The organism is Mycolicibacterium sp. TUM20985 (assembly GCF_030295745.1).
Classification (GTDB): Bacteria; Actinomycetota; Actinomycetes; order Mycobacteriales; family Mycobacteriaceae; genus Mycobacterium.
The window spans coordinates 1,115,171-1,137,255 of record NZ_AP027291.1 but is presented as its reverse complement, the minus strand read 5'-3'; the positions used below and the strand labels follow the sequence as shown (position 1 = coordinate 1,137,255).

Here is a 22,085-nt window from a genome sequence, read left to right as displayed (position 1 = left end):
TCGCTCGTGTGACCGCCCCGCCCATCGAGCCCGACGTGGCCGCCCGGTCGGTCCCGGTCATCAGTCCTGGCCCGCTCGCGCCAATCGGTGACTTCGGCCCGTTGGACCGGATGCAGGGCTGGGCGATGACCTCGGTGATCATGGCGTTGGCCGCCCTGACCCGGTTCCTGAACCTCGGTTCGCCCACTGACGGCGGCACGCCCATCTTCGACGAGAAGCACTACGCGCCGCAGGCCTGGCAGTTGCTGGGCAACCATGGCGTCGAGGACAACCCTGGTTACGGGCTGGTCGTGCACCCGCCCGTCGGAAAGCAGCTGCTGGCCCTCGGCGAGGCGGTGTTCGGCTACAACGGGCTGGGCTGGCGTTTCGCCGGTGCGGTCTGCGGTGTCGTGATCGTGGTGCTGGTGGCGCGGATCGTCCGCCGCATCACCCGGTCGACGCTGATCGGCGGCATCGCGGGCCTGTTGATCATCGCCGACGGGGTCAGCTTCGTCTCGGCGCGGACGGCGCTCCTGGACGTCTTCCTCGTGGTGTTCGTGGTGGCGGCGTTCGGCGCGCTGATCGTCGACCGCGATCAGGTGCGGGAGCGGATGCACGACGCGTTGTTCGCGGGCCGGATCGCCGAGACTCCGTGGGGGCCGCGGCTGGGCGTTCGGTGGTGGCGGTTCGGTGCGGGCGTGCTGCTCGGTCTGGCCGTGGCGACCAAGTGGTCGGGCCTCTACTTCATCCTGTTCTTCGGGTTGATGACGCTGGCGTTCGACGTGTCCGCGCGGCGTCAGTACCGCGTGCCGCGGCCGTGGCTGGGCATGCTGCGACGCGACATCGGGCCGGCGGCGTACGTCTTCGGCCTCATCCCGTTGGGCATCTACCTCGCCGCGTATGCCCCATGGTTCGCCTCCGAGACGGCGGTCGACCGGCATCAGGAGGGCCAGGCGTTCGCCGAGGGCGGCCTGATGCCCGATGCGCTTCGGTCACTGTGGCACTTCACCTACGGCGCGTTCACGTTTCACTCCGGGTTGACCAATGCGGCGGGCAATCACCACCCGTGGGAGAGCAAGCCGTGGACGTGGCCGATGTCGCTGCGGCCGGTGCTCTACGCGATCGATCAGGACAACGTGGCGGGCTGCGGTGCGCAGTCCTGCGTCAAGGCCGTGATGCTCGTCGGCACGCCGGCGATGTGGTTCATCGCGCTGCCCATCGTGGGGTGGGCGGTGTGGCGGTCATTCGTCAAGCGCGACTGGCGGTATGCCGTGGCGCTGACCGGTTACTGCGCGGGTTTCCTGCCGTGGTTCGCCGACATCGACCGCCAGATGTACTTCTTCTATGCGGCGCCGATGGCTCCGTTCCTGGTGATGATGATCGCGCTGATCCTCGGCGACGTGCTGTACGCGCCACGGCAGAACGCCGAACGCCGAACGTTGGGCTTGCTGGCCGTGTGTATCTACGTCGCGGTCGTGATCACCAATTTCGCGTGGATGTACCCGATCCTGACGGGTCTGCCGATCTCGCAGTCGACGTGGCACATGCAGATCTGGCTGCCCAGCTGGCGTTAGAGCTCTCGCCGAAACCGCGTTCCCTGTCGACAAACCAGCCTGTTGACAACCGCCACTGCAGGCTCGCCGGATGTCGGTTCGTCCCAGCATGATCGCGCCATGGCAACTGCATTCGTGGGGAGTGAAGCGCTGGCGCGGGGTGAGATCACCTGGAGTCAACTGCGGTCCAGATACCGGTCGATATACCCGGACGTGTACGTGCCGCGGGTTGCGGCGCCCAACCTGTACGACCACACCGTCGGGGCGTGGCTTTGGTCCGAACGCCGGGGCGTCATCACCGGGCGGGCCGCATCCGCGATTCACGGTTCGAGGTGGATCGATCCAAACTCGCCGGTCGAACTGCTGTGGCGGAACTACCGCCCCCCGTCGGGGATCATCACCCGCGATGAACGCTTCACCTGCGATGACGTCGTCGAGATCGACGGCATGCCGATTGCCACTCCGCAGCGAGCGGCCTATGACATCGGTCGGTTCCTCCCGCGTGGCACAGCGCTCGCGCAGCTGGACGCACTCTCTGCGGCAACGGGATTGGCGGCCAAGCACGTCGCACCGCTCATCGACCGCTATCCCGGCGCGCGCCACCTCCGACGGCTTCGTGAGGTCATCGACCTGATGGACGGCGGCGCCCAATCGCCAAAGGAGACGTGGCTCCGACTGCTACTCATCGATGCCGGATTCCCCCGGCCGACGACACAAATTCCCGTGCTCGACGACTTCGGTCACCCATTCGCGTTCCTCGACATGGGATGGGAAGACCTCAAGATCGCAATCGAGTACGACGGCGAGCAACACCGAACCAGTCGACCCCAGTACGCCTGGGACGTGATCCGCCTGCGCCGAATCGCGGAGCGCGAGTGGCTTCACGTCAAGGTGATCAAGGAAGACCGCCCGCGAGACATCCTTCAACGCGTCCGTCAGGCATGGGCCACTCGCGAAACTGCATTCCCTGTCCCTGAGCGGCAGGCTTAGTGACAGGGAATGCGGTTTCGGCGAACCGCAATGAACTGCGGCGGCGGCTACAGCGGGTCGCGGGCGACCGGGCAGGACATGCATCTCGGGCCACCGCGGCCGGTACCCAGTTCCGACGCCGAGATCGGCAGCACCTCGATACCCGAATCGGCCAGGCGCGCATTGGTTTCGGTGTTGCGTTCATAGGCCACGACCACACCGGGCGCCAGCGCCAGGGTGTTGTTCCCGTCATCCCACTGCTCACGTTCGGCGGTGATGGGATCCAACCCCGTGTCGATCACGCGCAGCTTGGCGATACCCATCGCGTCGGCTGCAGCATCGACGAACGGTGCCGCCGTCGCGATCGTCACCCCGTCGGCCTTCTGCCGAATCGTGAACGCCGACAGCGAATCCACGATGTTCGGATACATCACCACCGCGTCCACGTCGACCATCGTGCACACCGTGTCGAGGTGCATCTGCGCCCGCTCTTGCGCGATCGGCACGGCCAACACGGTGTGGGCCAATCCATCGTCGAACAGGCTGCGCGCCAACGCTTCCGCACCCGCAGGCGTCGTACGCTCCCCCACGCCGACGGCAACCACACCCGGCGCCAGCAGAAGGACGTCACCACCCTCGACGGGAGCCGATCGCGATTCGTAGGCCCGCCGCACCCCGAGGAACCGCGGATGGTGCGCGTAGATCAGATCGGTCAGCGACGTCTCCCGGATGCGGGCGGGCAGCGCCAGCGACGTGATCGCCACCCGCGGCCCAATCCAGAACGAGGAGTCGCGGGTGAACAGCAGGTTCGGCAGCGGGTCGATCACGAAGTCGGCGTCGTGATGCATGCGCTGCACCAGCGACAGCTCACCGCCAAGGAACGGCAGCTCGCTGAACGTCATGCCCGCCATCAGAATGCGCGCCAGCGACTCGACGTCGAGCGTCCGTAGATAGGTCGACAGCTCGTCGGCCAGTGGCGCGCCCAGCCGACGGCTGTCGACCGCTGCGGAGATGCCCTGCATGCGCGCAGCGCCGCTGGCCAGGGCCTCCGTCAACAGGTCCGCCAGTAGCAGCACCTCGACACCCCGCGAGCGCAACAGCGACGCGAACGCGTCGTGCTCTTCCTGCGCCCGGGCCACCCACGGCATCCCGTCGAACAGCAACCGGTCGTTGTTTCGCGGGGTGAGGCGCTGAAGTTCGGGCCCCGGCCGGTGCAGGATGACGACCCGCAGTGGCCCAACCTCTGAATCGGCGCCCAGCGTCGTGCCTGTCATGGGTAGAACCGTAACGCGAAAGCTCACCTTAACTATCGTTCACGCCATGGACGTGCTGGAGCTGACGCCCGGCGAGCTGAGCCACCGCAGCGGCGTGGCCGTGTCGGCGCTGCACTTCTACGAACGTGAAGGCCTGATCGTCAGCCGACGCACCTCGGGCAACCAACGCCGCTACGCCCGCGAGACCCTTCGCCGGGTCGCGTTCATCCGGATGTCCCAACGCCTCGGCATCCCGCTGGTGCGCATTCGCGAGGCGCTCGCCACGCTGCCGAACGATCGCGTCCCCACCAGCAAGGACTGGGCGCAGCTCTCGGCGGGATGGCGGGCCGATCTCGATGAGCGCATCACCCACCTCGAGCGCTTGCGCGACAACCTGGCCGGCTGCATCGGATGCGGCTGCCTCAGCCTCAAGACCTGCGTCCTGACCAACCCCGAGGATGTGCTCGGGCAGCGGGGACCCGGCGCGGCCAACCTGTGACTTCGAACGCGTGTGCGATAAACTCGCGTACGTGGCTGGGATCGATCTCGCGATTCAGGATTCATTGTTCGGCCACGACGACCGGCGCGACCTGGGCGACGGCGCGTGGGTCGACGTCCGAGCCGGCTGGCTCGCCGGCGGCGACGATCTGTTCGATGCACTGCGGACTGCGGTCCCCTGGCGCGCCGAGAAGCGGCAGATGTACGACCGGGTGCTCGACGTGCCGCGGCTGGTCAGCTTCCACGACCTGGTGGCCGAGACCGCACCGCACCCGGCGATCGCCCGGCTGCGCGTCCGGCTCAACGACATCTACGCCCGCGAACTGGGTGAGCCGTTCACCTCGGCCGGGTTGTGCCTCTACCGCGACGGCAGCGACAGCGTCGCGTGGCACGGCGACACGGTCGGTCGCAGCCGATCCGAGGACACGATGGTCGCCATCCTCAGCCTCGGCGCGACGCGCGTCCTGGCGCTACGGCCCCGCTCCGGCGGCCGGGCCCTGCGCCTGCCGCAGAGCCACGGCGACCTGCTGGTGATGGGCGGCTCGTGTCAGCGGACATGGGAGCACTCGGTGCCCAAGACGGCCAAGCCGACGGGGCCCCGGATCAGCATCCAGTTCCGTCCGCGCGACGTGCGCTAGCTGCCGCGCACCGCGGCGACAGCGGCGGTCAGCAGGTCGCGGGCCCGTTGCGTATCGACCGGTACGACGGGCTTGCCCGGCACGACCAGCGGATTGGCCGTGACGATCACCCGGAACGTCGAGAAGCTGGCCAGATAGTTGTAGAGCTCGCCGGTGGCCGGCTTGCCGTCGACGAGGGTCTGCACCACGCGATGCGTACCCAGGGTGCGGACGCCGTCGATCGTGGGAGCCTCGACGACCTCGACCAGCCCTCGCACTCCACCGCCGGCGAAGGCGACCTTCTTGCACGTCTCACCGGGATCGACGACCTGCAGCGCCTCGGACGTCTCGAGGGCGATTGCGATGAACCGGTTGCCGTCACCCTCGGCCGTCGTCGCGGCCATGTTGCCCTTCAACCCCGGCGGCACCGTCAGACCCGTCGCCGCCTTCGCGCAGTCCGGCGGATCGAAGACCGCACCCGGCGGAAGGGGTTGTTGCGCAAGCAGACGCGGGTCGATCCCGGTCGGCGCGACGGTGCTGACGGTGAAATCCGGGCCAAAGCTCGACTTCACGTCCAGCACCTTGGCGATGTCGCCCTTGGCGTCGTCGGCAGGCGGACCGCTCGAGCACGCGGCCAGCACTAGGGCGACCGCGAGGGCGAGCAGCGTCCTGAGCATCGCGGCCAATCTACCCGCGGATCGCCGCGACCGTGTCGACGAGGAGCTCCGACACCCGGTCGGCACCGAGTGACGGGCCGGCCGAACCGGGATCGGTCACCACCGTCACCCAGGCGGCGTGGTCGCGCAGATAGGCGACGAAGGTCTGGGCGTGCGAATGGGTTTCGATACCACCCTCCACCGTGGTGGTGGCATCGATGGACATGCCAAGGGTCACCGCTCCGTCGATGGCGGGAGCCTCGACGAGGGTGACGACACCGCCGGTGTGCCCGGCCGACAGGTGCCACGTGTCGCACGCCTCCCACAGCGTCTGATCCACGCCGAGAACTCCGTCGGCCACGACGGCGTGCACGATACCGCCGGGGCCCGAAGCGGACCAGCCATGAACGACGCCGTCACCGACCGGATCGGCGAGCCCTCCACAATGCGACGGATCGGCCGCCCAGACCTGTCCGAAACCCGAAAGTGACACGGGCGCAGCCGAACTCGGAAGCGCGGTGAACTCGTAGCCCGCGGGCAGGTTACCGCGAACGCGTTCCACCCGCGCCGGGTTCACCACTGCCGTCGAGGTCGACGCCGGCTCCGTCCCCACGGACGGCACGGTTGTCGCCGACTGCCCGCAGGCCGCGCACAGCGCCATCACCGCGCAGCACGCGAAGACCCGCATGAACCTTGGTACCACGGCTACGCTGACGGGCGCCGACATCCTCGTCGGACGCGCCGAGAGGACACCAGATGTGCACCCGAGTTCTATGGAACACCAATGACATCGCGGTCCTGACCGGCCGCAGCATGGACTGGCCGGAGTCGACGCAACCCCTCATCGTCGCGCTGCCACGGGGGCAGCACCGCGATGGCGGGGTGATGGATTCCGCGGTGGTGGTTCCCGAGAACCCGCTGCGGTGGACCAGTACCCACGCCAGCCTCGCGACCACGGTGTACGGCCCCGCCATCGGCACCGTCGACGGTCTCAACGAGCGCGGCCTGGCCGTCCACGGGCTCTACCTCTCGTCGACCGACGTCGGTCCGCGCCGGCCCGAGCTGCCCGGTCTGCACACCGGCCTGTGGGCGCAGTACCTCCTGGACCAGGCGGCCAACGTCGCCGAGGCGTTGGAGTTGATGAACGGGATCCAGTTGGTGATGGTCAGCGCACACGGCTTCGATGCGACGCTTCACCTCGCCGTCGAGGATGCCTCCGGTGACTCGGCGATCCTGGAGCTCGCCGCCGGGGAGTTCGTCGTTCACCACGGCCGCGAGTACACCATCATGACCAACGATCCCACCTACGACGAGCAGCTGAAGATGCTTGCTGCCCTTGACTACTCCCACCCCAGCCGGGAGATGCCGCTGCCGGGGAACGTCAACGCCGTCGACCGGTTCCAGCGCGCCGCGTACTACTCGGCGCTGCTGCCCACGCCGACCACCGAACGTCAGGCGGTGGCCAGCGTGATGGCGATCATGCGCAACGCGTCGGTTCCCTTCGGGGCGCCCTACGCGGAATTCGGCGTCTACAACACCGAATACCGCTCGGTATCCGACGTCACGCACCTCATCTACTTCTTCGAGCTCACCACGAGCCCGAGCACCATCTGGGTCCGAATGGAGGGCCTCACCCTGGAGGAGGGCGCCCCGACGACGGCCATCGATCCGTACGACGAAACGCTGGCCGGGGACGTCACGGACCAATTCAGGCCCCACCAGATCGGTTTCTGACGACGCCGGGCGTTTGACGTGTACCTTCAGTTTGCCGACCGACAGGAGACGTCATGAAACTTCACAGTGGCACGGGTGCCAGCGCTATCGCCCTTCTTACGCTCGGGCTAGCCCTGGCGGGCTGCGGGTCGGATTCGAAGACGGAGGCCTCGTCCTCGTCCTCGTCATCGTCCTCGTCGACGTCGACGTCGAGCTCGGCGAGCGAGAGCACGTCCACCAGCAGCGCCGCTCCGACGGAGGCCACGGGCCCCAACCCCACCATCGCGGACTACATCAAGGAGAACGGCATCACCGAAACCCCGGTCAAGTCGGGGGATCCGGGTGCGCCGACGGTCGACCTGCCGACCCCGGAAGGCTGGGCCGACGCCGGGGACAAGACGCCGGAGGGCGCCTACGGCGCCATCATCTTCTCCGATCCGGCCATGGCCGCCGACCCGCCGTCGATCGTCGCGATCATGTCCAAGCTGACGGGTGAGGTCGATCCGGCGAAGATCTTCGAGTACGCGCCAGGCGAATTGAAGAACCTGCCCGGCTACGAGAGCGCGGGTGACGGCGGCGACGCAAAGCTCGGCGGCTTCGATGCCTACCAGATCGGCGCCACGTACGTGAAGGACGGCACGAAGCGACTCATCGCTCAGAAGACCGTCGTCATTCCGGCCGCGGACGGTAGCGGCGTCTTCGTGCTGCAGCTCAACGCAAGTGGCACCGAGGATCAGATCGGGCCTCTGATGGACGCCACTGCGGTCATCGACGAACAGACCAAGATCACGCCCTGACGCGAGGAGAAGTGCCATGACCTCCGCTCCGCAACCCGATCCCGGCGAACCCGCACCCCCGCAACGCGGTCTGACTCGGGAAGAGCGCGGCCATCAGAAGAAGCACCACCCCGAGGAGTACGCCGCCAATCGGGCGAAGTACGCGAAGAAGAAGTAGTGGGACTATTCGAGCGGTCGGGCGGTACGGCGGTCACGCTCACCCCCGACGTGGTCAGCCCCCGCCAGACGGTCACGGCCACCATCACCACGGACGGACCGATCGACAAGGTCGCGACGGCGACCCTGGAGTGGGGTTACGACAATTTCTATCGCTATCACTGGGCCGGCAAGGTCGACTCGGTCGGCGCGGCGGGCAACGATTCGGTCCTGACCACGGGCCAGGTCGGCACCAACTACGGCGGCGAGCGAGATACCGACGACTGGGTGTGCGTCACCCGGGTCGACCTGCCCGTCGCCACCAGTGAATTCGTCGGCGCCACAGCCACTTTCAAGGTGCCGTCGTGGGCGCCCGGCTCCTCGCCGCAGATCGCCCGCTGGTCCGCCCGGCTGCGCATCGAACGCGGAGGCCGTGACGTCGACGAACGCGGTGACTTCACCGTTGTGATCGGCACCGGTGACGTCGACGCCGTCGTCGAGCCGCTCGAGCGGTTCTTCGGGTCCGGGGAGACCGAGATCGACATCGTGCTCGACGCGCCGGTGTACCGGGCCGGCGACATCATCAACGGCCAGATCGTGCTGAACCCGACGCAGGATCTGCCCACCGGTGACCTCGCGGTGTACTGGCAGCGGCAGCGCGAATCCCATCCACTGACGCGCACACCCGCCGAGGACGACGCCCTGGACGGCCGAATCCTGCAGCTGGACAAGAAGATCGCGTTGCGAGCGGGTGTACCGGTGACGCTGCCGTTTGCGCTACCGCTCCCGGAGGACGCGGCGCCCACGGCGTCGGCGGTGCACTCGTCGCTGTCGTGGTTCGTCGCCGCGCGGCTGATGTACGCGGGGTTCAACGCCCATCAGATCGAGCGGGTGCGCCGACCGATCACCGTGGTCAACGCTCCCTGACCGTCACGCCCTCGAGATCGCCGACGCCTCGGCCACCTGCTCGGCCGTCGGCCGCACCCCGGTGTAGCGCTCGAACTGCTCCGCGGCCTGTAGGGCGATGACCTCGGCACCCGTCACGACATGGACGCCTGCGGCGCGGGCCGCCTGGATCAGCGGTGTCTCCGAGGGCAGCGCCACCACGTCGAACACCGTGTCCGCGCGGGCGATGGTCGCCTCGTCGAACGCCCGCTCGTACTGCTCGGACCCGCCGGCCATGCCGATCGGGGTGACGTTGACGATCACCGACGCGGTGTGGGAGCCGACGTCCGCGGCGTAGTCATAGCCGAGGCGATCGGCAAGCTCGCGTCCGCTCTCCTCGTTGCGGGCGATCACGATGCCCGAGGCGAAGCCGTGGTCGCGGAACGCCGCGCCGACCGCGCTGGCCATCCCGCCGCTTCCGCGGATCAACACCCGGCCGCCGGCGTCGAGGCCGTGTTCGTCGATGAGCCGCTGCACGGCCACGTAATCCGTGTTCGACGCCCTCAGGTAACCGTCATCGTTGACGATCGTGTTCACGGAGTGGATGGCCCTGGCCGACGCCTCGACCTCGTCCACCAGTGGGATCACGTCCTGCTTGAACGGCATCGAGACCGAACAGCCCCGGATGCCCAGGGCCCGCACGCCGCCGATCGCGCCCGCGATGTCGGTGGTGGTGAACGCCTTGTAGACGAAGTCGAGCGAGAGCAGCTCGTACAGGTAGTTGTGGAACCGCGTCCCGATGTTGCTGGGTCGGGCCGCCAGCGAGATGCAGAGGCGGGTGTCCTTCGACAGGGGCGGCCGTCCCATCAGCCGACCGCGCGAATCACTTGGAGTGCGGCGGCACGGATGTCCCGGTATTGCGCGACGGATAGCGACAACTCGCGCATCAGGGGAACGTCGAAGGCGGTGGTCACTACGCCCAGATCGTCACGATGCCAGCGCGCACCGTAGCGGTCGAGGATGGCTCGCATCGGTACGTTGTCCGCCAGCACCCTGGCGGTGAACCGTCGGATGCCCTCGCTTCGCGCGGCAACCGCGAGCGCCTCCATCAGGAAGCTGCCGATCCCCCGCCCCTGGTAGTCGTCGCCGACGATGAACGCGACTTCGGCGACGGTCGGGGTCTCGCGCACGTAACGCGCGTCGGCGACGATCGGCGCGTCGATGGCGGTGCCGTCAGTCAGCACCCAGACGAAGTGGTCGACGTAGTCGACCTCGAACAGATAGGCCATCAGCGACGGGGTCGGCACGCTCGTCGACTGGAAGCGTCGGTACAGCGTCTCGCTGGAGAACTGGACGGGACCGTGGATGGTGCGTTCCTTGTCCCCCGGCAGGACGGGCCGTAGGTGCAGTTCGGACCCGTCGCGCATGGTGACCGGGATCGGCGTCACGAACGTCGCGAGGCGCTGCCGTGCCGTCCGCACCAGCTTCGCCATCATCGCCGGGATGTCGAGCAGGGCGGCGAGTGCTTCCTTGCCGCCAACCCAGCCGGTGAGGGGCTCCGTCACCGTCACGGTCGCGGTGCGCGGGGTCCCACGCAGGAGGGCGATCTCGCCGATGATGAGTCCGGGCGTCACCTCGACCTCGATGGTGTCACCGTCGGCGCCGACGTGCGCGATCCGGGCCCGTCCCGAACCGATCAGCAGAAAGGAGTCGGCGTGCTCGCCCTGGCGCATGAGAACCCGACCGGCCGGTGCGGTGAGCGGGCGGAGCAACCCCGCCAGCGGTACCAGATCGGCGACTGCGCAGCCCGCGAAGAAACCTAGAGCGGCCAGTTCGTCGGCGCTGACGGCACGGTAATCCGCCACGACATCGAGGTTACGTCATGCCTCGACGGTGCCCATTCGATCAAGAGGCCGCTCGGACTTCAGACGCCGTCCATGGGCGGACCGTTGAGGCTGCTGACCCGTTGGTCGGCGACCGCCGTCGCGACGGCGGTACCGTCCCGCTCGATCCCGACGATGGAAACCTCGTCGTTCACGGCGAAGGCCGTTGCCGCACCGCCGACCAGACTGCCGCGTTCGGTGATGGCGTTGGTGTCGGAGTTGATCACGTACGTCCTGGCGACGCCATCGACGCTCAGCGCCGTCACCGACGTGGGCGACACCGCGACGATCGTGCCCAACTGGCTGAAGTGCGATACCGCTGAGGGAGCGGTCGGAGACGCCTCCTGGGCCGACGTCGCCCGGCCGTCGACGGCGTGCACCGTGATGGCCGCGACGATGGCGGCGAAGGCGATGGCGAAGGCAGTGACGGCGAGCGCGCAATTCGCCGCCGACCACCGCGGCTCGAACTGCGCATGCTTGGAGGCCATCTGCGGCTCTCACTCTCCACCCGTCTCGACTGTCACGGGGTTACCCGACACAGCGCCGCCAGAAACCCTCATCCACAGCGGTACGACCACCCAGAACACCGTGAACGCAGCCAACGCCACACCGCCGGCAACGAGCTCTGCCGGATGTCCGGCGACGGCGTCGAAGATGATCGAGGTCATCCCCGCCAAGGCCAAGCCCAGCAGTAGCAGGCCAACGTAGGCCATCCGATGGGCCGCGGAGACGAGCGATTGAAGGCGCCGCTGCCGAAAGAGGACGCGGTGGATGCCGACGGGAGCGATCAGCAACACCGACGCCGCCACCGCACTCGCCACCGCACTCGCCACCGACGCGAGGTACACCTTCCGCATGACACCGTCGAGGACGTCGAAGCGCTGCTGAAAGGGCAGCGTCAGGAGGAAGCCCGTCAGCAACTGAACACCGGTCTGCACGACGCGCAGTTCCTGGAGGAGGCTGGACCAGTTGCGATCCAGCCGTTCGGTCTGGGTCTCCGACCGCGCCCGGCGATCCCAATCCTGGTCGGCCTCGGGATGGTCGACGTCCACGTCACACGCTCCTCGATGGCTGTCGTCGCTACGAGCGGGGTGCCCTCCGCTTCGAGGAACAAACCCGGTGAGGGGAGCGAAACGCCATTGTTCGGGTGAGGATTCCGTACTAAGGTTTACTTCAGGTTGAACTCACAGCCAGGATGACGTCATCGACGCCCGGCATTACAGCGAGCGGCGGCTTTTAGGCAACAGGGCCCGTTCCCTTGACGTAAGTCTCTCGATCGAGCACTTCGCCCCCTGGAGAACCCCGTGTCCCTAGCCCCCGGCACATACCCCGGCAAACCGACTCAGCCACGCGACCGCGTAGGTTTCGCCACCTCGTCCATCCGCTCCTCGATCGTGCTCATCACGGTCAACGGCGAAGTCGACGCGGCCAACGCCCTCGAACTCGGCAAGTATGCCGAAGCCCGACTGGACACCGTCAGCCGTCTGATCGTCGACGTTCGCGGCCTGACATTCTTTGGCACGCAAGGGTTTTCGATCCTACATCGGATCAACGTCATGTGTTCTCGCCACGCCGTGAACTGGGTGCTGCTACCGGGTGGCGAGGTCGACCGGGTGCTGCACATCTGCGATCCCGATGGTGGACTGCCGGTCGCACACACGCTCGAGTCGGCCATCACCGCGGTCGTCCGACCGCCGCGCAGCCATCTCCGGCTGGTCTCAAACCGCTAGCTCCCCGATGGTGCGCCCGGCACGCCCGTGCGTGCGGCGACCGATTGCGCGTGCCCCTTCAGGAGCACGTCGATGACCACGTCGTCGTCGCGGTAGCGGGCCACACCGGTCAGCCCGTCGGTGTCCGAGATCAGCACGTGCACCTCGTCGCCCGACAGCGGATAGTCACCCACCGGGTGTCGCCAGTGGGCGGCGACGACGGTCGCGCCATCGGCCAGCCGGGCGCATTCGCGGTCGAGCACCTCGCGCAGCGTGTCCGCGGTCAGGTAGTAGGCGACCTCGGACAGCACCACCAGATCGACGTCCGTCCCCAGCCACTCATCATCGAGCGACGCGAGCGCCAGCGTGAGGTTCGGCGCGTCGCCGATGCGCTCGCGGGTGGTGTCGAGGGCCGCTCTCGCCACGTCGCAGGCAGTGACGTGGTCGCATCGGTCGATCAACCGTTCAGTGAGTGTGCCGATGGAGCACCCCGGCTCGAACGCGTGCCGATAGCGCGGGTGCGGCAGCATCGCCATGGTGATCGCGTACTTGCGCGCCTCGTACCACCGCTCGGCGAGCGCCCACGGGTCACGAGCGCCGGCGTAGACGTCGTCGAAGTAGCTGTCGGGGAGCCGTCTCATCGGATCACCGCCTCTCCGATCGCGAACAGACGTTGCAGGACGAATGGCGGCAGGACCACGTCCACGTCCGTGCCGGTTTCGTGCCCGACCAGTTGCGTGTGGAACGCGGCGACCGCCTGCCGCTTGCGGGCCGCGGACTCCTGGTCGAGGGGAACCATCGCCATCCGGTCCCACGGCACCGCGTCGTCGCCCGGTCGGGCCCAGTGCCACATCCAGACGGGATACTCCAGCAGCACGGCATCGGTGCCCGCGACCGCGGCCGCAGCGCCGCGACCGACGGCCTCGTGGTCGGGATGCCCGTCACCGCGCCAGGTCGCCGCACACCACAGCCCCGCCTGACCCGCCGTGATCAGCTCGACGAGCGACGCGGTCAGCTGTTCTTCCCGCTCGGCGAGCTCACCGTCGGGCAACCCGAGGCAGACCGGCTCGTCCAGACCGAGGACCTCGATGGCACCGAACAGCTCGGCCCGCCGGTCGCGCTCGAGCCATCGTCGTTCCACTGGCGACAACCCGGGAACGGAACCCCCGCCGTCGGTCACCGACACCACCGTGACCTCGACGCCCCGCGAACGCAGCTGGGACGCGGCCGCCCCGAAGCCGAGCGTCTCGTCGTCGGGGTGCGGCGCCACGACGAGCAGCCCCGGGCACTCCGAGAGGTCCAGCGCGGGGATCGCGTCGACCCACTCGCGCCATGCGGTCGCCGGGGTTCCGCCACCGGAAATGGGTTCCGCGGCGAACCTGGCGCCGTTGCCAGTCGTCACCGGGCTCACCTGGCGGCTAGCTTGCCGAGGGCGGCCAGATCGCGCTCGGCGTGGCTCTGGCGCACGTAGATCGTCAGATCGGCGACCCGCTGCGCGTGACGGCCGTCGAGGACCAGGGGTGCAGGCCCGAGGGCCCGCCCCGTCCGGGTGATGGCCTCGTCGACGGCGTGCTCGACGACGGCGCGGACGCGGCGTGCGATGAGTTCGGCTCGGGCACCATGCGGTTCGGCGTCGACGTAACACGCGGCCGACACCAGCATCGCCTCCGCGGCGGCCAGCGCAGCGTCGACCGCCCCGAGGTGAGCCCGGGCGTGCGCGTCGATCGGCGCTCCTTCGTGTTCTTCGGAAACGGCACGGTAGAGCGGCGCGGCGACACCACGCGCGCCCCCGAGCCAGCAGGCCGCCACCCCCATCGCCCCGTGCCAGAAGCCCGGCCTAGTGAGGTACTCACCGGGGAGGCCGACCGGAACGCCGATCGCGGCATTGAAGCGCACCGCGCGCGTATCGCTGTCATGCATCCCGACGTTGCGCCACTGGTCCGGCTGCGGCGCCACCGCGGGCTGACTCAGTTCGACGGCGTAGAGGCCGCGGGCGTTGTCGTCGCGTCGCGCAGTCACCAGGGCGTGCGTGCAGATCCCCGCGCCGGAACACCAGGCCTTGGTGCCCTCGAGCCTCGCCCGGCCCTCGTCGTCCTCGCGGACGGTGACGACGGACTGCGGAGCCTCGGCGGCCCATACCCCCCAGAGCTCTCCGGATGCAGGACGCGGCCCGCCGAGTTCGCCCAGGATCGCCAGCGCGTCGGTGTGCGCCTCGGCCAGCCTGCCCGCCACGACGTCGTTCTCCGACATGGCCGCCAGCTTCCACCACCGCGACCCCGTGCGGCCGGAACCCGGTGCAGGAAGATCGAGTTCGCCCGCTTCGAGCCAGCGCCGAACCAACGCGGCCGTCATGCCGCGCCGCCCCGTCGTGACACCGCTCGCAGATAGCCCGCGAAACCCCTGGGCGCTCGTCCCTCGCTTCTGGCCGACGTCTCCACCGACAGGTCGGCCTCTCGGTGAATGCGTCGGCCGGCCTCAGCGAACCGCCGCACCAGATCGACGTCCTCCCGGGACGCCAGCGTGGCGAAACCGCCGATCTGCCAATAGGAGTCGGCTCGAAATCCCATGTTCGCTCCATGCACGTGATCGTGACCACCGCCGCGACGATGCAGCTTGGCCCGGTACTCGGCCAGATAGCGGCGAACGGCCGCAGGCGAGAAGTGCTGCCAATCGACCACACGGACGACACCGAGCACCATGTCGACATCCGCCGTCAGCTGGCGCACCAGCCAATCGGCGTCGACGCGACTGTCTGCGTCAGTGGTGGCGTACCAGACCCGCGCCTCGTCGTACTCATCGGCGGCCCACACGGTGCGGGCATAGGCGAAGCCGGCAGCCCGCGAGGCTCCCACGTTGCTCGCCTCGACCTCCACGAAGTGCACGTCGGACCCGAATTGACCTGCCAAATCGGCGCTTTCGTCGCTGCACGAGTCCAGCACGACGACGGTCAGAACCGGAATCGACGTCCCGGCCGCCGCGGTGATGATGGCCTTGAGACACCGCGGGAGGCGCTGGGCCTCGTCGTGGGCGGGAACGACGACCACCGCGCGCTCGAAGGTCAAGGGGCCATCCGTAGCTCACCCATCGCGCACTCCTCTCGCAGCCGATGCCACCGGTAGCCCGGCGCTCGCTACAAGTGTGGCGCTTCCTTGATCTTGGTGTCTTCCTTGCCTGCGGTCTGGCAGAAGGTCTGCACCGACAGCTTGGTGCCGGTGATCTCGAGCTGCGCCGCGTCGGTGCCCTTCTCGTCCTTGAGCATCTTCGACACGGCGGTCTGCTGGTCGGCATCGTTGGCTGACATGTAGTCCTTGCAGGACGTGTCGCCACCCTCGACCTTCGCACCACAGCCGCTCAAGGCGCTGAGCACCACTCCAGCTGCCACGATGCTCGTCATCACGTTCACGCGCTTCAAGGTCAGTTCCTCCTGCATGGTTGCTGCGACCGCCATGGTCGAACTCCTTGTGCCCACCCGCCGACGTGCCGAAACTTCCGGCCCCGGCGCCCGCGGTGGTCCCCCTGATCTCGGCGGCGATGACGTTTCACCTGCGCGGGCGTGGGAATGCGGCACGGATGGCCGCCCCCGCAGTGCTCTTCGACATCGACGGAACCCTGGTCGACTCCAACTACCTCCACGTGCACGCCTGGCGCCGCGCCTTCGCCGAGGCCGGCCTGGACGTGGAGTCGTGGCGAGTTCACCGCCGCATCGGAATGGATGGGTCGGCACTGCTCGGCGAACTGATTCCGGACACGTCGGATGACGTGAAGAAGCGCGTCAAGGATCTACATTCCGAGTACTACCGCGAGACGAGCGGCCTTCTGACACCGCTGCCGGGAGCCCTGCGTCTTCTGAACCTGGTCGCCGAGTCGGGTCTGCAGGTGGTGCTGGCGACGTCGGCGCCCGAGGACGAGCTGGCCGAGTTGCGCAAGGTGCTCGACACCGAGGACATCATCTCGGCCATCACGTCGTCCGAGGACGTTGAGACCGCCAAACCGCAGCCCGACATCGTTCAGGTGGCGCTCGACCGGGCGGGCGTCGACGCGCACCGGGCGGTCTTCGTGGGCGACACCGTCTGGGACGTGCGGGCGGCGGCCACGGCCGGTGTGCCCTGCATCTGCGTCGCCAGTGGTGGCATCGACCGGCTGAGGCTGGAACACGAGGGTGCAGTCTCCGTCTACGAGGATCCCGACGACCTCGCCGACCGCCTCGACGCCTCGCCGATCCGCCGCCTGGTGGTCGGAGCGTTCAGCGGTGGCTGAGGCGAGGACGCATCGACCCGCGGACGCACGCGCGCAGTGCGCTCCTCAATCTTCCTTCGAGTGAAGGGCTTCCGGACGATGCACGGCTTCACCTCCGCTCTTGTCGCTGCGGACGAGGTACTGCGGATCGTCCTTCGACGCGCGGACGGTGCGCTTGGCCGCCTTCGTGTCACTGGTGATCTTCTTCTCGACCTTGCCCTCGGCGGTGCTGCCGTGGCTCTTCCATTCGACGTGCTCACCCTCTGAGAATTCATCGTTCGCCATGGCGCGGTATTACCCACCATCGATGGGCCCAAGCAACGGAATCCGGGGACGAGGTTCGATCGCCGGACCGGCGTCGCGTCGTGAAAGGATGACCGCGTGGACGTGAGCACGAGGAACAACGTGACGTTCGCTGGCCCAGAATCGGGAACGACGGTGATGCTGGCTCACGGGTTCGGCTGCGACCAGAACCTCTGGCGTCTGGTGACCGCTAGGTTGCAGGACCGGTTCCGGCTCGTCCTGTTCGATCACGTCGGCTCCGGGCAGTCCGCGTCGCGCGCCTGGAACGCCGAGCGCTACTCGTCGTTGCGGAGCTACGCCGACGACATCCTGGACATCGTGGAACACCTCGATCTGCGGGACGTCGTCTTCGTCGGCCACTCGGTGGCCGCCATGATGGGCGTGTTGGCCGTCGTCGCGGATCCGACCCGCTTCGCGAAGCTGGTGCTCCTCACGCCGTCGCCCTGCTACCTCGACCACGACGGCTACACCGGGGGCTTCTCGGCCGCCGACATCGACGAGCTCCTCGAATCGATGGAGAGCAACTACCTCGGCTGGTCGCGCGTCATGGCGCCCAACGTCATGGGCACACCCGACCGGCCGGAACTGCAGGCGGAGCTGACCGACGTCTTCTGCCGCAACGACCCGGCGAAGGCTCGGGTCTTCGCCCGCACGACGTTCCTCTCCGACAACCGCGCGGACCTGCCCCTGGTCGACATCCCCGCGCTGGTGATCGAGTGCGCACACGACACCTTGGCACCCCGGACGGTCGGCGCGTACACCCACCGGCAGATCCCCGGCAGCGAACTCGTCACCATCGACGCCACCGGACATTGCCCGCAGCTCAGCGCACCCGACGAGACGGCGGCCGCGATCGCCGCGTTCGCGATCGCGTCGTGACGGGCGGCATCGACGACCTGGGGGATGCGTTCGACAACGCGCCGTGCGGCTATGTCGTCACCACGCCCGACGGCGAGATCCGCGCCGTGAACGCGACGATGGCGTCGTGGCTGGGACGCGAGCCGGACTCCTTGATCGGCACGCCGTTTGCCAGGTTGCTCACCGGCGGCGGCCGCATCCACTACGAGACGCACTTCGCGCCCATGCTCCTGGCATCGGGCGTCCTGAGCGGCGTCACCGTCGACCTCGTCGGATCCGGCGGGCGGCGGATCCCCGTCCTGCTGACCGCCAACGTGAAGGCGGGCCCCGAGGGACGCCCGGCGCTGGTTCGCATCGTCGTCGGCGACGCCGCCGACCGCCGGTCCTACGAACGCGAACTGCTCGCCGAGCGCAGGCGCGCCGAGGACGAACGCGGCCGCGCCGTGAGTTTCGCCCAGACGCTGCAACTCTCGCTGCTACCCCCCACCCTGTCACCGCCACCCGGTCTAGAGGCCGCGGCGCACTACTACCGTCCCGCGGACGAGGACGTCGGCGGGGACTTCTACGACCTATTCCCGCTATCGCGCGAGAAATACGGCTTCTTCCTCGGCGACGTCTGCGGGAAGGGGGTCGCCGCCGCCGCCCTGACGTCGCTGACGCGCTATACGCTGCGCGCCGCCGCCGTGAAAGAGGAACGGCCCGTTGGCGTGTTGCATACCCTCGACAGCGTCCTCAAGCAGGACACCTACACCGAGCGAGGTTGGTTCTGCACCGTGCTGTTCGGTTTGATCACGTTGCGCGCAGGAGCCTTCGACGTAGAAATCGCCACCGGCGGCCATCCGCCACCCCTTCTCCTCTCGGCTGACGGCGGCGCGCGCTACGTGGCGACCGACGGTGGTCAGGCGGTGGGCTTGTTCACGGCGCCGACGTTCACGTCGGTGCGTTTCATCTTGACGCCCGGCGACACCCTGGTGACCTATTCGGACGGATACACCGAGGCGCGCACCGGCACTGGGTCGGAACGCTTCGACGACGAAGGTGAACTGCTGCGGTTCGCCGAGGCCCATTCGCCCAACGACGCGCGCGGGATCGTCGCGGCGATGCAGGCCCTCGTCGACGATCTCGGCGACGGGGTCGAGGACGATGCCGCCGTTCTGGCCCTTGGGGTTCCGCGCAGCTAGTCGAGTTCGAAGGTCATCGTCACCGTAGTCCCCGTGGAGGTGCCGTCGAGGGTGACCTCGCCGCTGACGGCTCGCATCAGCGGGACACCGCGCCCGCGGATCCGCGGGTTGGCATCGGGCAGCTTCCACGACCCGAAATCGGTTATCCGAATGCAGATTCCGCGGCCCTTGGCCTCAGCGCACACCAGCATTCGCCCGGGCTTGGTGGCGCGGTATCCGTGTTCGATGCTATTGGTGCACGCCTCGTTGACGACGAGCACGATGTCCCCGGCGAGATCCTCGGGGATGCCGGTCGCCTTCAACCACCTGGTGAGCTGGCCCCTCATGTCACTCAGCTGATCGGGCGTCGCCCGCACGTCGATCTCGAGCGGTGCCGGCGGCCGCCGATAGACGACGATCGCGACGTCGTCGTCGAAGCCGTCCCTCGGGGCCAGATCGCTCAGCACGGCATCGGCGACGGCTTCGGCCGGGGCGTCGATGTTGGCGCTGAGCACTCGGCCCGCCTGTTCGATTCCGTTGTCGATCAACCCATCTCGGCGTTCGACGAGCCCGTCGGTGTACAGCATCAACACCGAACTCGGCGACAGGAGCTTGGCCGCCTGCGGTCGTGGGCCGGACCTCTGCACCCCCAGCGGCACCGACGTCGCGCCGGTCAGCGTCTCAGGTGCCGCCCCTGGCACCGCGAGCAGGGCGGGCACGTGACCCGCGCTGCTGTAGGACATCTTCCCCGACTCCGTGTCGATGATGCCGATGAAGACGGTCGCGCAATAGGCGCCGGCGATGAGGGCCGCCGCCGAGTCGAGTTCGTCGAGGATCCGGCCGGGCGCCGTGCCGTTGATCAGCAGCACCCGGGCCGAGCTGCGAAGTTGTCCCATCACCGCCGCGGCCGACAGGCCGCTACCCACACAATCGCCGACGATGATGCCGATGTATCGGTCACCGATGGTCAGTACGTCGTACCAGTCGCCGCCGATCTCGAATGGAGAGACCGCCGGCTCGTACCGCACCGCGAACCCCACCGGGGGCTTCGTGGTCGGGGTCATCGTCCGCTGCAGGGTCAGCGACGCCTCCCTCGCAGTCTCGAACTGACGCACGTGCTGGACGGCCAGGCTCAGGTGGCCGATCAACGCCGCGACCAGGATCCGATCCCCGTCTCTCGTCGTCCTCGCTTCCGGATACTCGAGCCACAACACGGTGTCGTCCGCCGCGGACAGCACGGTCATCATGCCCGCCGAGCGACCCGACCCGTCGGACGCGTCCACCGCCTCGACCGCCAGCGGACGCCAGCCGCGCGCTGACTCGAAAGCGTCCCGAAGCAGCGGATCGACGTCCTTCCAAAGGGTTGATCCAGCTGACCCGGACACCCTTACCGACGGGTCCGTGCCCGCTTGGGACCACATTGCGACGACCACGCGGGTCACCTCGATGGCCGATGCGACCACGTCCAACAGCACGTCGAGCACTTCGTCGAGGCTGGTGGCCACGCCGAGCGCCGTGGCGAGCCGAACGACGGCATTCCTGCGGATCTCGGATGCGCGTTCGGTGGTGACGTCGCGGATCGTGCCGACGAAGGCGCCGCGATCATCGCCAACCTCGGTCACCGAGTTGATGCGCAGTGCCGCCCAAGCAAGATGACCGTCTCGATGTCTGATCGACGTTTCGGCCTGCAGACTGCCCCGCTCGACGAGTTGAGCAAGTCGGCGCCCCGCCCCGGCTTCCTCGACCAGCCACGGGTAGGGCCATGGGTAGGGCAGATCGTCCGCCCCCCACCCGGTGATCGCAGCGAAGGCGTCGTTCACCTCGATGATGGTGCCCGCCTTGTCGACGACGAAGAACCCCTCCTGAAGGGAGTTCACCAACGCCGTTCGGAACGCGGAGCGATCCTCGAGTTCGTCGGCCCTGGCGCGTTGCTGTTCGTAACGCCTCGCCCGGTCGATGAAACCCTGGGTGGCCGAGTCGAGGGCGGCGAGGGTTCTGAGGAGGAACGGCAAGGCGGTCGCGGTCGGTGACCCCGGGGTCTCGGCCACCACGCCGAAATGGAATTCGACGATCTCCGCCGTACGGATTCCCGCCTCGGATGCGCCGCGGCCGAGTTCGTGACCCGACGCGAGACTCGCCTCGTCCCGCTCCGCGAGATGCTGACGCAGGGCGGCCGCGTAGGCGGCGCCGAAGTCGCCGGCGACCATCAGGCAAAGCCCCGGCGGCGGGCGGCCACGGCCGACACGTCAACGCTCACGCGCGTGTGTTCCCTGCGAGGACCATTCGCAATCGCTTCTGACCAAGTTCGACGCCCGCAACACTCAGCGAGTCACTGATCTTGACATTAACCTGGCGGGTGAAGCACCTGCCGCAAACCCGTTTCGTGTCCGGCACCGACGGCGGGCACTAGGCTCATCCTGTCGTGCCGACGACGATGGACGAGTTCATTAGAAAGGGATGGCCGTTGTCACCAGCCGAGCCGATGTCCACGTCGGTCGAACGACGTGGCGACGTCACCGTCCTCGCGGTGGACGGCGTGGTCGATCTCGCCACCTCACCGGCGCTCGAGAGTCTTCTCGCCGAGCTGCTCGACAAGAGGCCGGACGCCCTGATCATTGATCTGACGGGCGTGACGTTCCTGGCGTCGGTTGGTTTGCGGATACTCGCCGAGACCCACGAGGCGGTCGGCGGCACCGGCAAGTTCGCGGTGGTGGCCAGCGGACCGGTCACTGCCCGCCCCATCCAGCTGACCAAGCTCGACGAGTTCCTATCGCTATACCCGACGGCCGACGCCGCCATCGCCGCACTTCGCGGCTGAGGACGCGCCCCCGGTACTGTCATGTGACTGTCAAGTAGGGGCAGCACCTCGTTGCGAATTTCG

The 22,085-nt window shown here is 68.1% G+C and carries 27 protein-coding genes; 13 read left to right on the top strand and 14 right to left on the bottom strand.

The window, feature by feature from the left end; translation table 11 throughout:
* The first annotated feature begins 8 nt into the window (after positions 1 to 8).
* Positions 9 to 1,553, top strand: a complete 1,545-nt coding sequence (locus tag QUE68_RS05590) for a dolichyl-phosphate-mannose--protein mannosyltransferase (RefSeq protein WP_284233011.1) — start codon at positions 9 to 11, stop codon at positions 1,551 to 1,553.
* A gap of 99 nt (positions 1,554 to 1,652) precedes the next feature.
* Entirely contained in the window at positions 1,653 to 2,522 is an 870-nt protein-coding gene (locus QUE68_RS05585; protein ID WP_284225003.1) for a hypothetical protein, read from the top strand.
* A gap of 47 nt (positions 2,523 to 2,569) precedes the next feature.
* Here the strand turns inward: QUE68_RS05585 and arcA are convergent, their stop codons facing one another.
* Positions 2,570 to 3,775 carry an arginine deiminase gene (arcA, locus tag QUE68_RS05580; RefSeq protein ID WP_284225001.1) on the bottom strand — a complete coding sequence of 402 codons (1,206 nt, stop codon included), beginning with the start codon at positions 3,773 to 3,775 and terminating at the stop codon, positions 2,570 to 2,572.
* Between the two features lie 46 nt (positions 3,776 to 3,821).
* On the opposite strand from arcA, the gene soxR reads away from it, so the two are divergent.
* Both soxR and QUE68_RS05570 read left to right on the top strand, forming a co-directional pair.
* A complete protein-coding gene (gene soxR / locus QUE68_RS05575; RefSeq protein WP_284233009.1) occupies positions 3,822 to 4,253 on the top strand; it encodes a redox-sensitive transcriptional activator SoxR in 432 nt (143 codons plus the stop codon).
* A gap of 40 nt (positions 4,254 to 4,293) precedes the next feature.
* Complete coding sequence (locus tag QUE68_RS05570) at positions 4,294 to 4,890, top strand: alpha-ketoglutarate-dependent dioxygenase AlkB (RefSeq protein ID WP_284234682.1); 597 nt, start codon at positions 4,294 to 4,296, stop codon at positions 4,888 to 4,890.
* Here the strand turns inward: QUE68_RS05570 and QUE68_RS05565 are convergent.
* Both QUE68_RS05565 and QUE68_RS05560 read right to left on the bottom strand, forming a co-directional pair.
* Positions 4,887 to 5,546, bottom strand: coding sequence for a DUF5642 family protein (locus QUE68_RS05565; RefSeq protein ID WP_284233007.1), 660 nt, complete (start codon positions 5,544 to 5,546; stop codon positions 4,887 to 4,889). The genes QUE68_RS05570 and QUE68_RS05565 overlap by 4 nt on opposite strands.
* 10 nt (positions 5,547 to 5,556) lie before the next feature.
* A complete protein-coding gene (locus QUE68_RS05560; RefSeq protein ID WP_286275254.1) occupies positions 5,557 to 6,138 on the bottom strand; it encodes a DUF5642 family protein in 582 nt (193 codons plus the stop codon).
* Positions 6,139 to 6,281: 143 nt separating this feature from the next.
* Between QUE68_RS05560 and QUE68_RS05555 the strand changes: the two genes are divergently transcribed.
* Genes QUE68_RS05555 through QUE68_RS05540 form a run of 4 tightly spaced genes read left to right on the top strand, consistent with a single transcriptional unit; the run spans position 6,282 to position 9,097 of the window.
* Positions 6,282 to 7,259, top strand: coding sequence for a linear amide C-N hydrolase (locus tag QUE68_RS05555; protein ID WP_284233002.1), 978 nt, complete (start codon positions 6,282 to 6,284; stop codon positions 7,257 to 7,259).
* 53 nt (positions 7,260 to 7,312) lie between these two features.
* Complete coding sequence (gene lpqN, locus QUE68_RS05550) at positions 7,313 to 8,035, top strand: envelope biogenesis lipoprotein LpqN (RefSeq protein ID WP_284233000.1); 723 nt, start codon at positions 7,313 to 7,315, stop codon at positions 8,033 to 8,035.
* Between the two features lie 16 nt (positions 8,036 to 8,051).
* Complete coding sequence (locus QUE68_RS05545) at positions 8,052 to 8,192, top strand: hypothetical protein (RefSeq protein ID WP_284232998.1); 141 nt, start codon at positions 8,052 to 8,054, stop codon at positions 8,190 to 8,192.
* Positions 8,192 to 9,097, top strand: a complete 906-nt coding sequence (locus QUE68_RS05540) for a hypothetical protein (protein WP_284232997.1) — start codon at positions 8,192 to 8,194, stop codon at positions 9,095 to 9,097. Before QUE68_RS05545 ends, QUE68_RS05540 begins: the two co-directional genes overlap by 1 nt.
* 3 nt (positions 9,098 to 9,100) lie before the next feature.
* Here the strand turns inward: QUE68_RS05540 and QUE68_RS05535 are convergent, their stop codons facing one another.
* Genes QUE68_RS05535 through QUE68_RS05520 form a run of 4 tightly spaced genes read right to left on the bottom strand, consistent with a single transcriptional unit; the run spans position 9,101 to position 11,990 of the window.
* Positions 9,101 to 9,922, bottom strand: coding sequence for a shikimate 5-dehydrogenase (locus tag QUE68_RS05535; RefSeq protein WP_284232996.1), 822 nt, complete (start codon positions 9,920 to 9,922; stop codon positions 9,101 to 9,103).
* Positions 9,922 to 10,920 (bottom strand): GNAT family N-acetyltransferase, encoded by a 999-nt coding sequence (locus QUE68_RS05530; protein WP_284232994.1) that lies wholly within the window; start codon positions 10,918 to 10,920, stop codon positions 9,922 to 9,924. The genes QUE68_RS05535 and QUE68_RS05530 overlap by 1 nt, the downstream gene beginning before the upstream one ends.
* Positions 10,921 to 10,979: 59 nt before the next feature.
* Complete coding sequence (locus QUE68_RS05525; RefSeq protein WP_284232990.1) at positions 10,980 to 11,426, bottom strand: hypothetical protein; 447 nt, start codon at positions 11,424 to 11,426, stop codon at positions 10,980 to 10,982.
* 9 nt (positions 11,427 to 11,435) lie between these two features.
* Complete coding sequence (locus tag QUE68_RS05520; protein WP_284232988.1) at positions 11,436 to 11,990, bottom strand: DUF6328 family protein; 555 nt, start codon at positions 11,988 to 11,990, stop codon at positions 11,436 to 11,438.
* Between the two features lie 252 nt (positions 11,991 to 12,242).
* On the opposite strand from QUE68_RS05520, the gene QUE68_RS05515 reads away from it, so the two are divergent.
* On the top strand, positions 12,243 to 12,668 hold the full coding sequence (locus QUE68_RS05515; RefSeq protein ID WP_284232986.1) for an STAS domain-containing protein: 426 nt from the start codon (positions 12,243 to 12,245) through the stop codon (positions 12,666 to 12,668).
* Here the strand turns inward: QUE68_RS05515 and QUE68_RS05510 are convergent.
* The 5 genes from QUE68_RS05510 to QUE68_RS05490 form a co-directional block, all read right to left on the bottom strand.
* Complete coding sequence (locus tag QUE68_RS05510; protein ID WP_284232984.1) at positions 12,665 to 13,288, bottom strand: SAM-dependent methyltransferase; 624 nt, start codon at positions 13,286 to 13,288, stop codon at positions 12,665 to 12,667. The two genes, QUE68_RS05515 and QUE68_RS05510, sit on opposite strands and share 4 nt — an antisense overlap.
* Positions 13,285 to 14,058: a PIG-L deacetylase family protein gene (locus QUE68_RS05505; protein WP_284232983.1), complete on the bottom strand. Its 774-nt coding sequence runs from the start codon at positions 14,056 to 14,058 to the stop codon at positions 13,285 to 13,287. Before QUE68_RS05505 ends, QUE68_RS05510 begins: the two co-directional genes overlap by 4 nt.
* A complete protein-coding gene (locus QUE68_RS05500) occupies positions 14,055 to 14,999 on the bottom strand; it encodes an acyl-CoA dehydrogenase family protein (RefSeq protein WP_284232981.1) in 945 nt (314 codons plus the stop codon). The genes QUE68_RS05505 and QUE68_RS05500 overlap by 4 nt, the downstream gene beginning before the upstream one ends.
* Positions 14,996 to 15,709, bottom strand: a complete 714-nt coding sequence (locus tag QUE68_RS05495; protein ID WP_284232979.1) for a glycosyltransferase family 2 protein — start codon at positions 15,707 to 15,709, stop codon at positions 14,996 to 14,998. The genes QUE68_RS05500 and QUE68_RS05495 overlap by 4 nt, the downstream gene beginning before the upstream one ends.
* 68 nt (positions 15,710 to 15,777) lie before the next feature.
* Positions 15,778 to 16,041 (bottom strand): hypothetical protein, encoded by a 264-nt coding sequence (locus tag QUE68_RS05490; protein ID WP_454786459.1) that lies wholly within the window; start codon positions 16,039 to 16,041, stop codon positions 15,778 to 15,780.
* 176 nt (positions 16,042 to 16,217) lie between these two features.
* Here QUE68_RS05490 and QUE68_RS05485 point away from each other — a divergent pair, with 176 nt between their 5' ends.
* Positions 16,218 to 16,904 carry an HAD family hydrolase gene (locus tag QUE68_RS05485; RefSeq protein WP_284232975.1) on the top strand — a complete coding sequence of 229 codons (687 nt, stop codon included), beginning with the start codon at positions 16,218 to 16,220 and terminating at the stop codon, positions 16,902 to 16,904.
* Positions 16,905 to 16,949: 45 nt separating this feature from the next.
* On the opposite strand, the gene QUE68_RS05480 is transcribed toward QUE68_RS05485, so the two are convergent.
* Complete coding sequence (locus QUE68_RS05480; RefSeq protein ID WP_284232974.1) at positions 16,950 to 17,168, bottom strand: hypervirulence associated TUDOR domain-containing protein; 219 nt, start codon at positions 17,166 to 17,168, stop codon at positions 16,950 to 16,952.
* A 96-nt stretch (positions 17,169 to 17,264) separates the two neighbouring features.
* On the opposite strand from QUE68_RS05480, the gene QUE68_RS05475 reads away from it, so the two are divergent.
* Positions 17,265 to 18,065 (top strand): alpha/beta fold hydrolase, encoded by an 801-nt coding sequence (locus QUE68_RS05475; protein WP_284232972.1) that lies wholly within the window; start codon positions 17,265 to 17,267, stop codon positions 18,063 to 18,065.
* Complete coding sequence (locus tag QUE68_RS05470) at positions 18,062 to 19,225, top strand: PP2C family protein-serine/threonine phosphatase (protein ID WP_284232970.1); 1,164 nt, start codon at positions 18,062 to 18,064, stop codon at positions 19,223 to 19,225. The genes QUE68_RS05475 and QUE68_RS05470 overlap by 4 nt, the downstream gene beginning before the upstream one ends.
* Here the strand turns inward: QUE68_RS05470 and QUE68_RS05465 are convergent.
* Positions 19,222 to 21,411 carry a SpoIIE family protein phosphatase gene (locus QUE68_RS05465; RefSeq protein ID WP_284232969.1) on the bottom strand — a complete coding sequence of 730 codons (2,190 nt, stop codon included), beginning with the start codon at positions 21,409 to 21,411 and terminating at the stop codon, positions 19,222 to 19,224. The genes QUE68_RS05470 and QUE68_RS05465 overlap by 4 nt on opposite strands.
* Positions 21,412 to 21,626: 215 nt before the next feature.
* Here QUE68_RS05465 and QUE68_RS05460 point away from each other — a divergent pair, with 215 nt between their 5' ends.
* A complete protein-coding gene (locus QUE68_RS05460) occupies positions 21,627 to 22,022 on the top strand; it encodes an STAS domain-containing protein (RefSeq protein ID WP_286275251.1) in 396 nt (131 codons plus the stop codon).
* Positions 22,023 to 22,085 lie beyond the last annotated feature (63 nt).

Coding starts and splice junctions, on each gene's coding strand:
- QUE68_RS05565 (WP_284233007.1), bottom strand. CDS start 5,546: ATGCTCAGGACGCTGCTCGCCCTCGCGGTCGCCCTAGTGCTGGCCGCG.
- QUE68_RS05585 (WP_284225003.1), top strand. CDS start 1,653: ATGGCAACTGCATTCGTGGGGAGTGAAGCGCTGGCGCGGGGTGAGATC.
- QUE68_RS05465 (WP_284232969.1), bottom strand. CDS start 21,411: ATGGTCGCCGGCGACTTCGGCGCCGCCTACGCGGCCGCCCTGCGTCAG.
- QUE68_RS05480 (WP_284232974.1), bottom strand. CDS start 17,168: ATGGCGAACGATGAATTCTCAGAGGGTGAGCACGTCGAATGGAAGAGC.
- QUE68_RS05490 (WP_454786459.1), bottom strand. CDS start 16,041: ATGACGAGCATCGTGGCAGCTGGAGTGGTGCTCAGCGCCTTGAGCGGC.
- QUE68_RS05545 (WP_284232998.1), top strand. CDS start 8,052: ATGACCTCCGCTCCGCAACCCGATCCCGGCGAACCCGCACCCCCGCAA.
- QUE68_RS05485 (WP_284232975.1), top strand. CDS start 16,218: ATGGCCGCCCCCGCAGTGCTCTTCGACATCGACGGAACCCTGGTCGAC.
- QUE68_RS05525 (WP_284232990.1), bottom strand. CDS start 11,426: ATGGCCTCCAAGCATGCGCAGTTCGAGCCGCGGTGGTCGGCGGCGAAT.
- lpqN (WP_284233000.1), top strand. CDS start 7,313: ATGAAACTTCACAGTGGCACGGGTGCCAGCGCTATCGCCCTTCTTACG.
- QUE68_RS05555 (WP_284233002.1), top strand. CDS start 6,282: ATGTGCACCCGAGTTCTATGGAACACCAATGACATCGCGGTCCTGACC.
- QUE68_RS05510 (WP_284232984.1), bottom strand. CDS start 13,288: ATGAGACGGCTCCCCGACAGCTACTTCGACGACGTCTACGCCGGCGCT.
- QUE68_RS05500 (WP_284232981.1), bottom strand. CDS start 14,999: ATGACGGCCGCGTTGGTTCGGCGCTGGCTCGAAGCGGGCGAACTCGAT.
- soxR (WP_284233009.1), top strand. CDS start 3,822: ATGGACGTGCTGGAGCTGACGCCCGGCGAGCTGAGCCACCGCAGCGGC.
- QUE68_RS05535 (WP_284232996.1), bottom strand. CDS start 9,922: ATGGGACGGCCGCCCCTGTCGAAGGACACCCGCCTCTGCATCTCGCTG.
- arcA (WP_284225001.1), bottom strand. CDS start 3,775: ATGACAGGCACGACGCTGGGCGCCGATTCAGAGGTTGGGCCACTGCGG.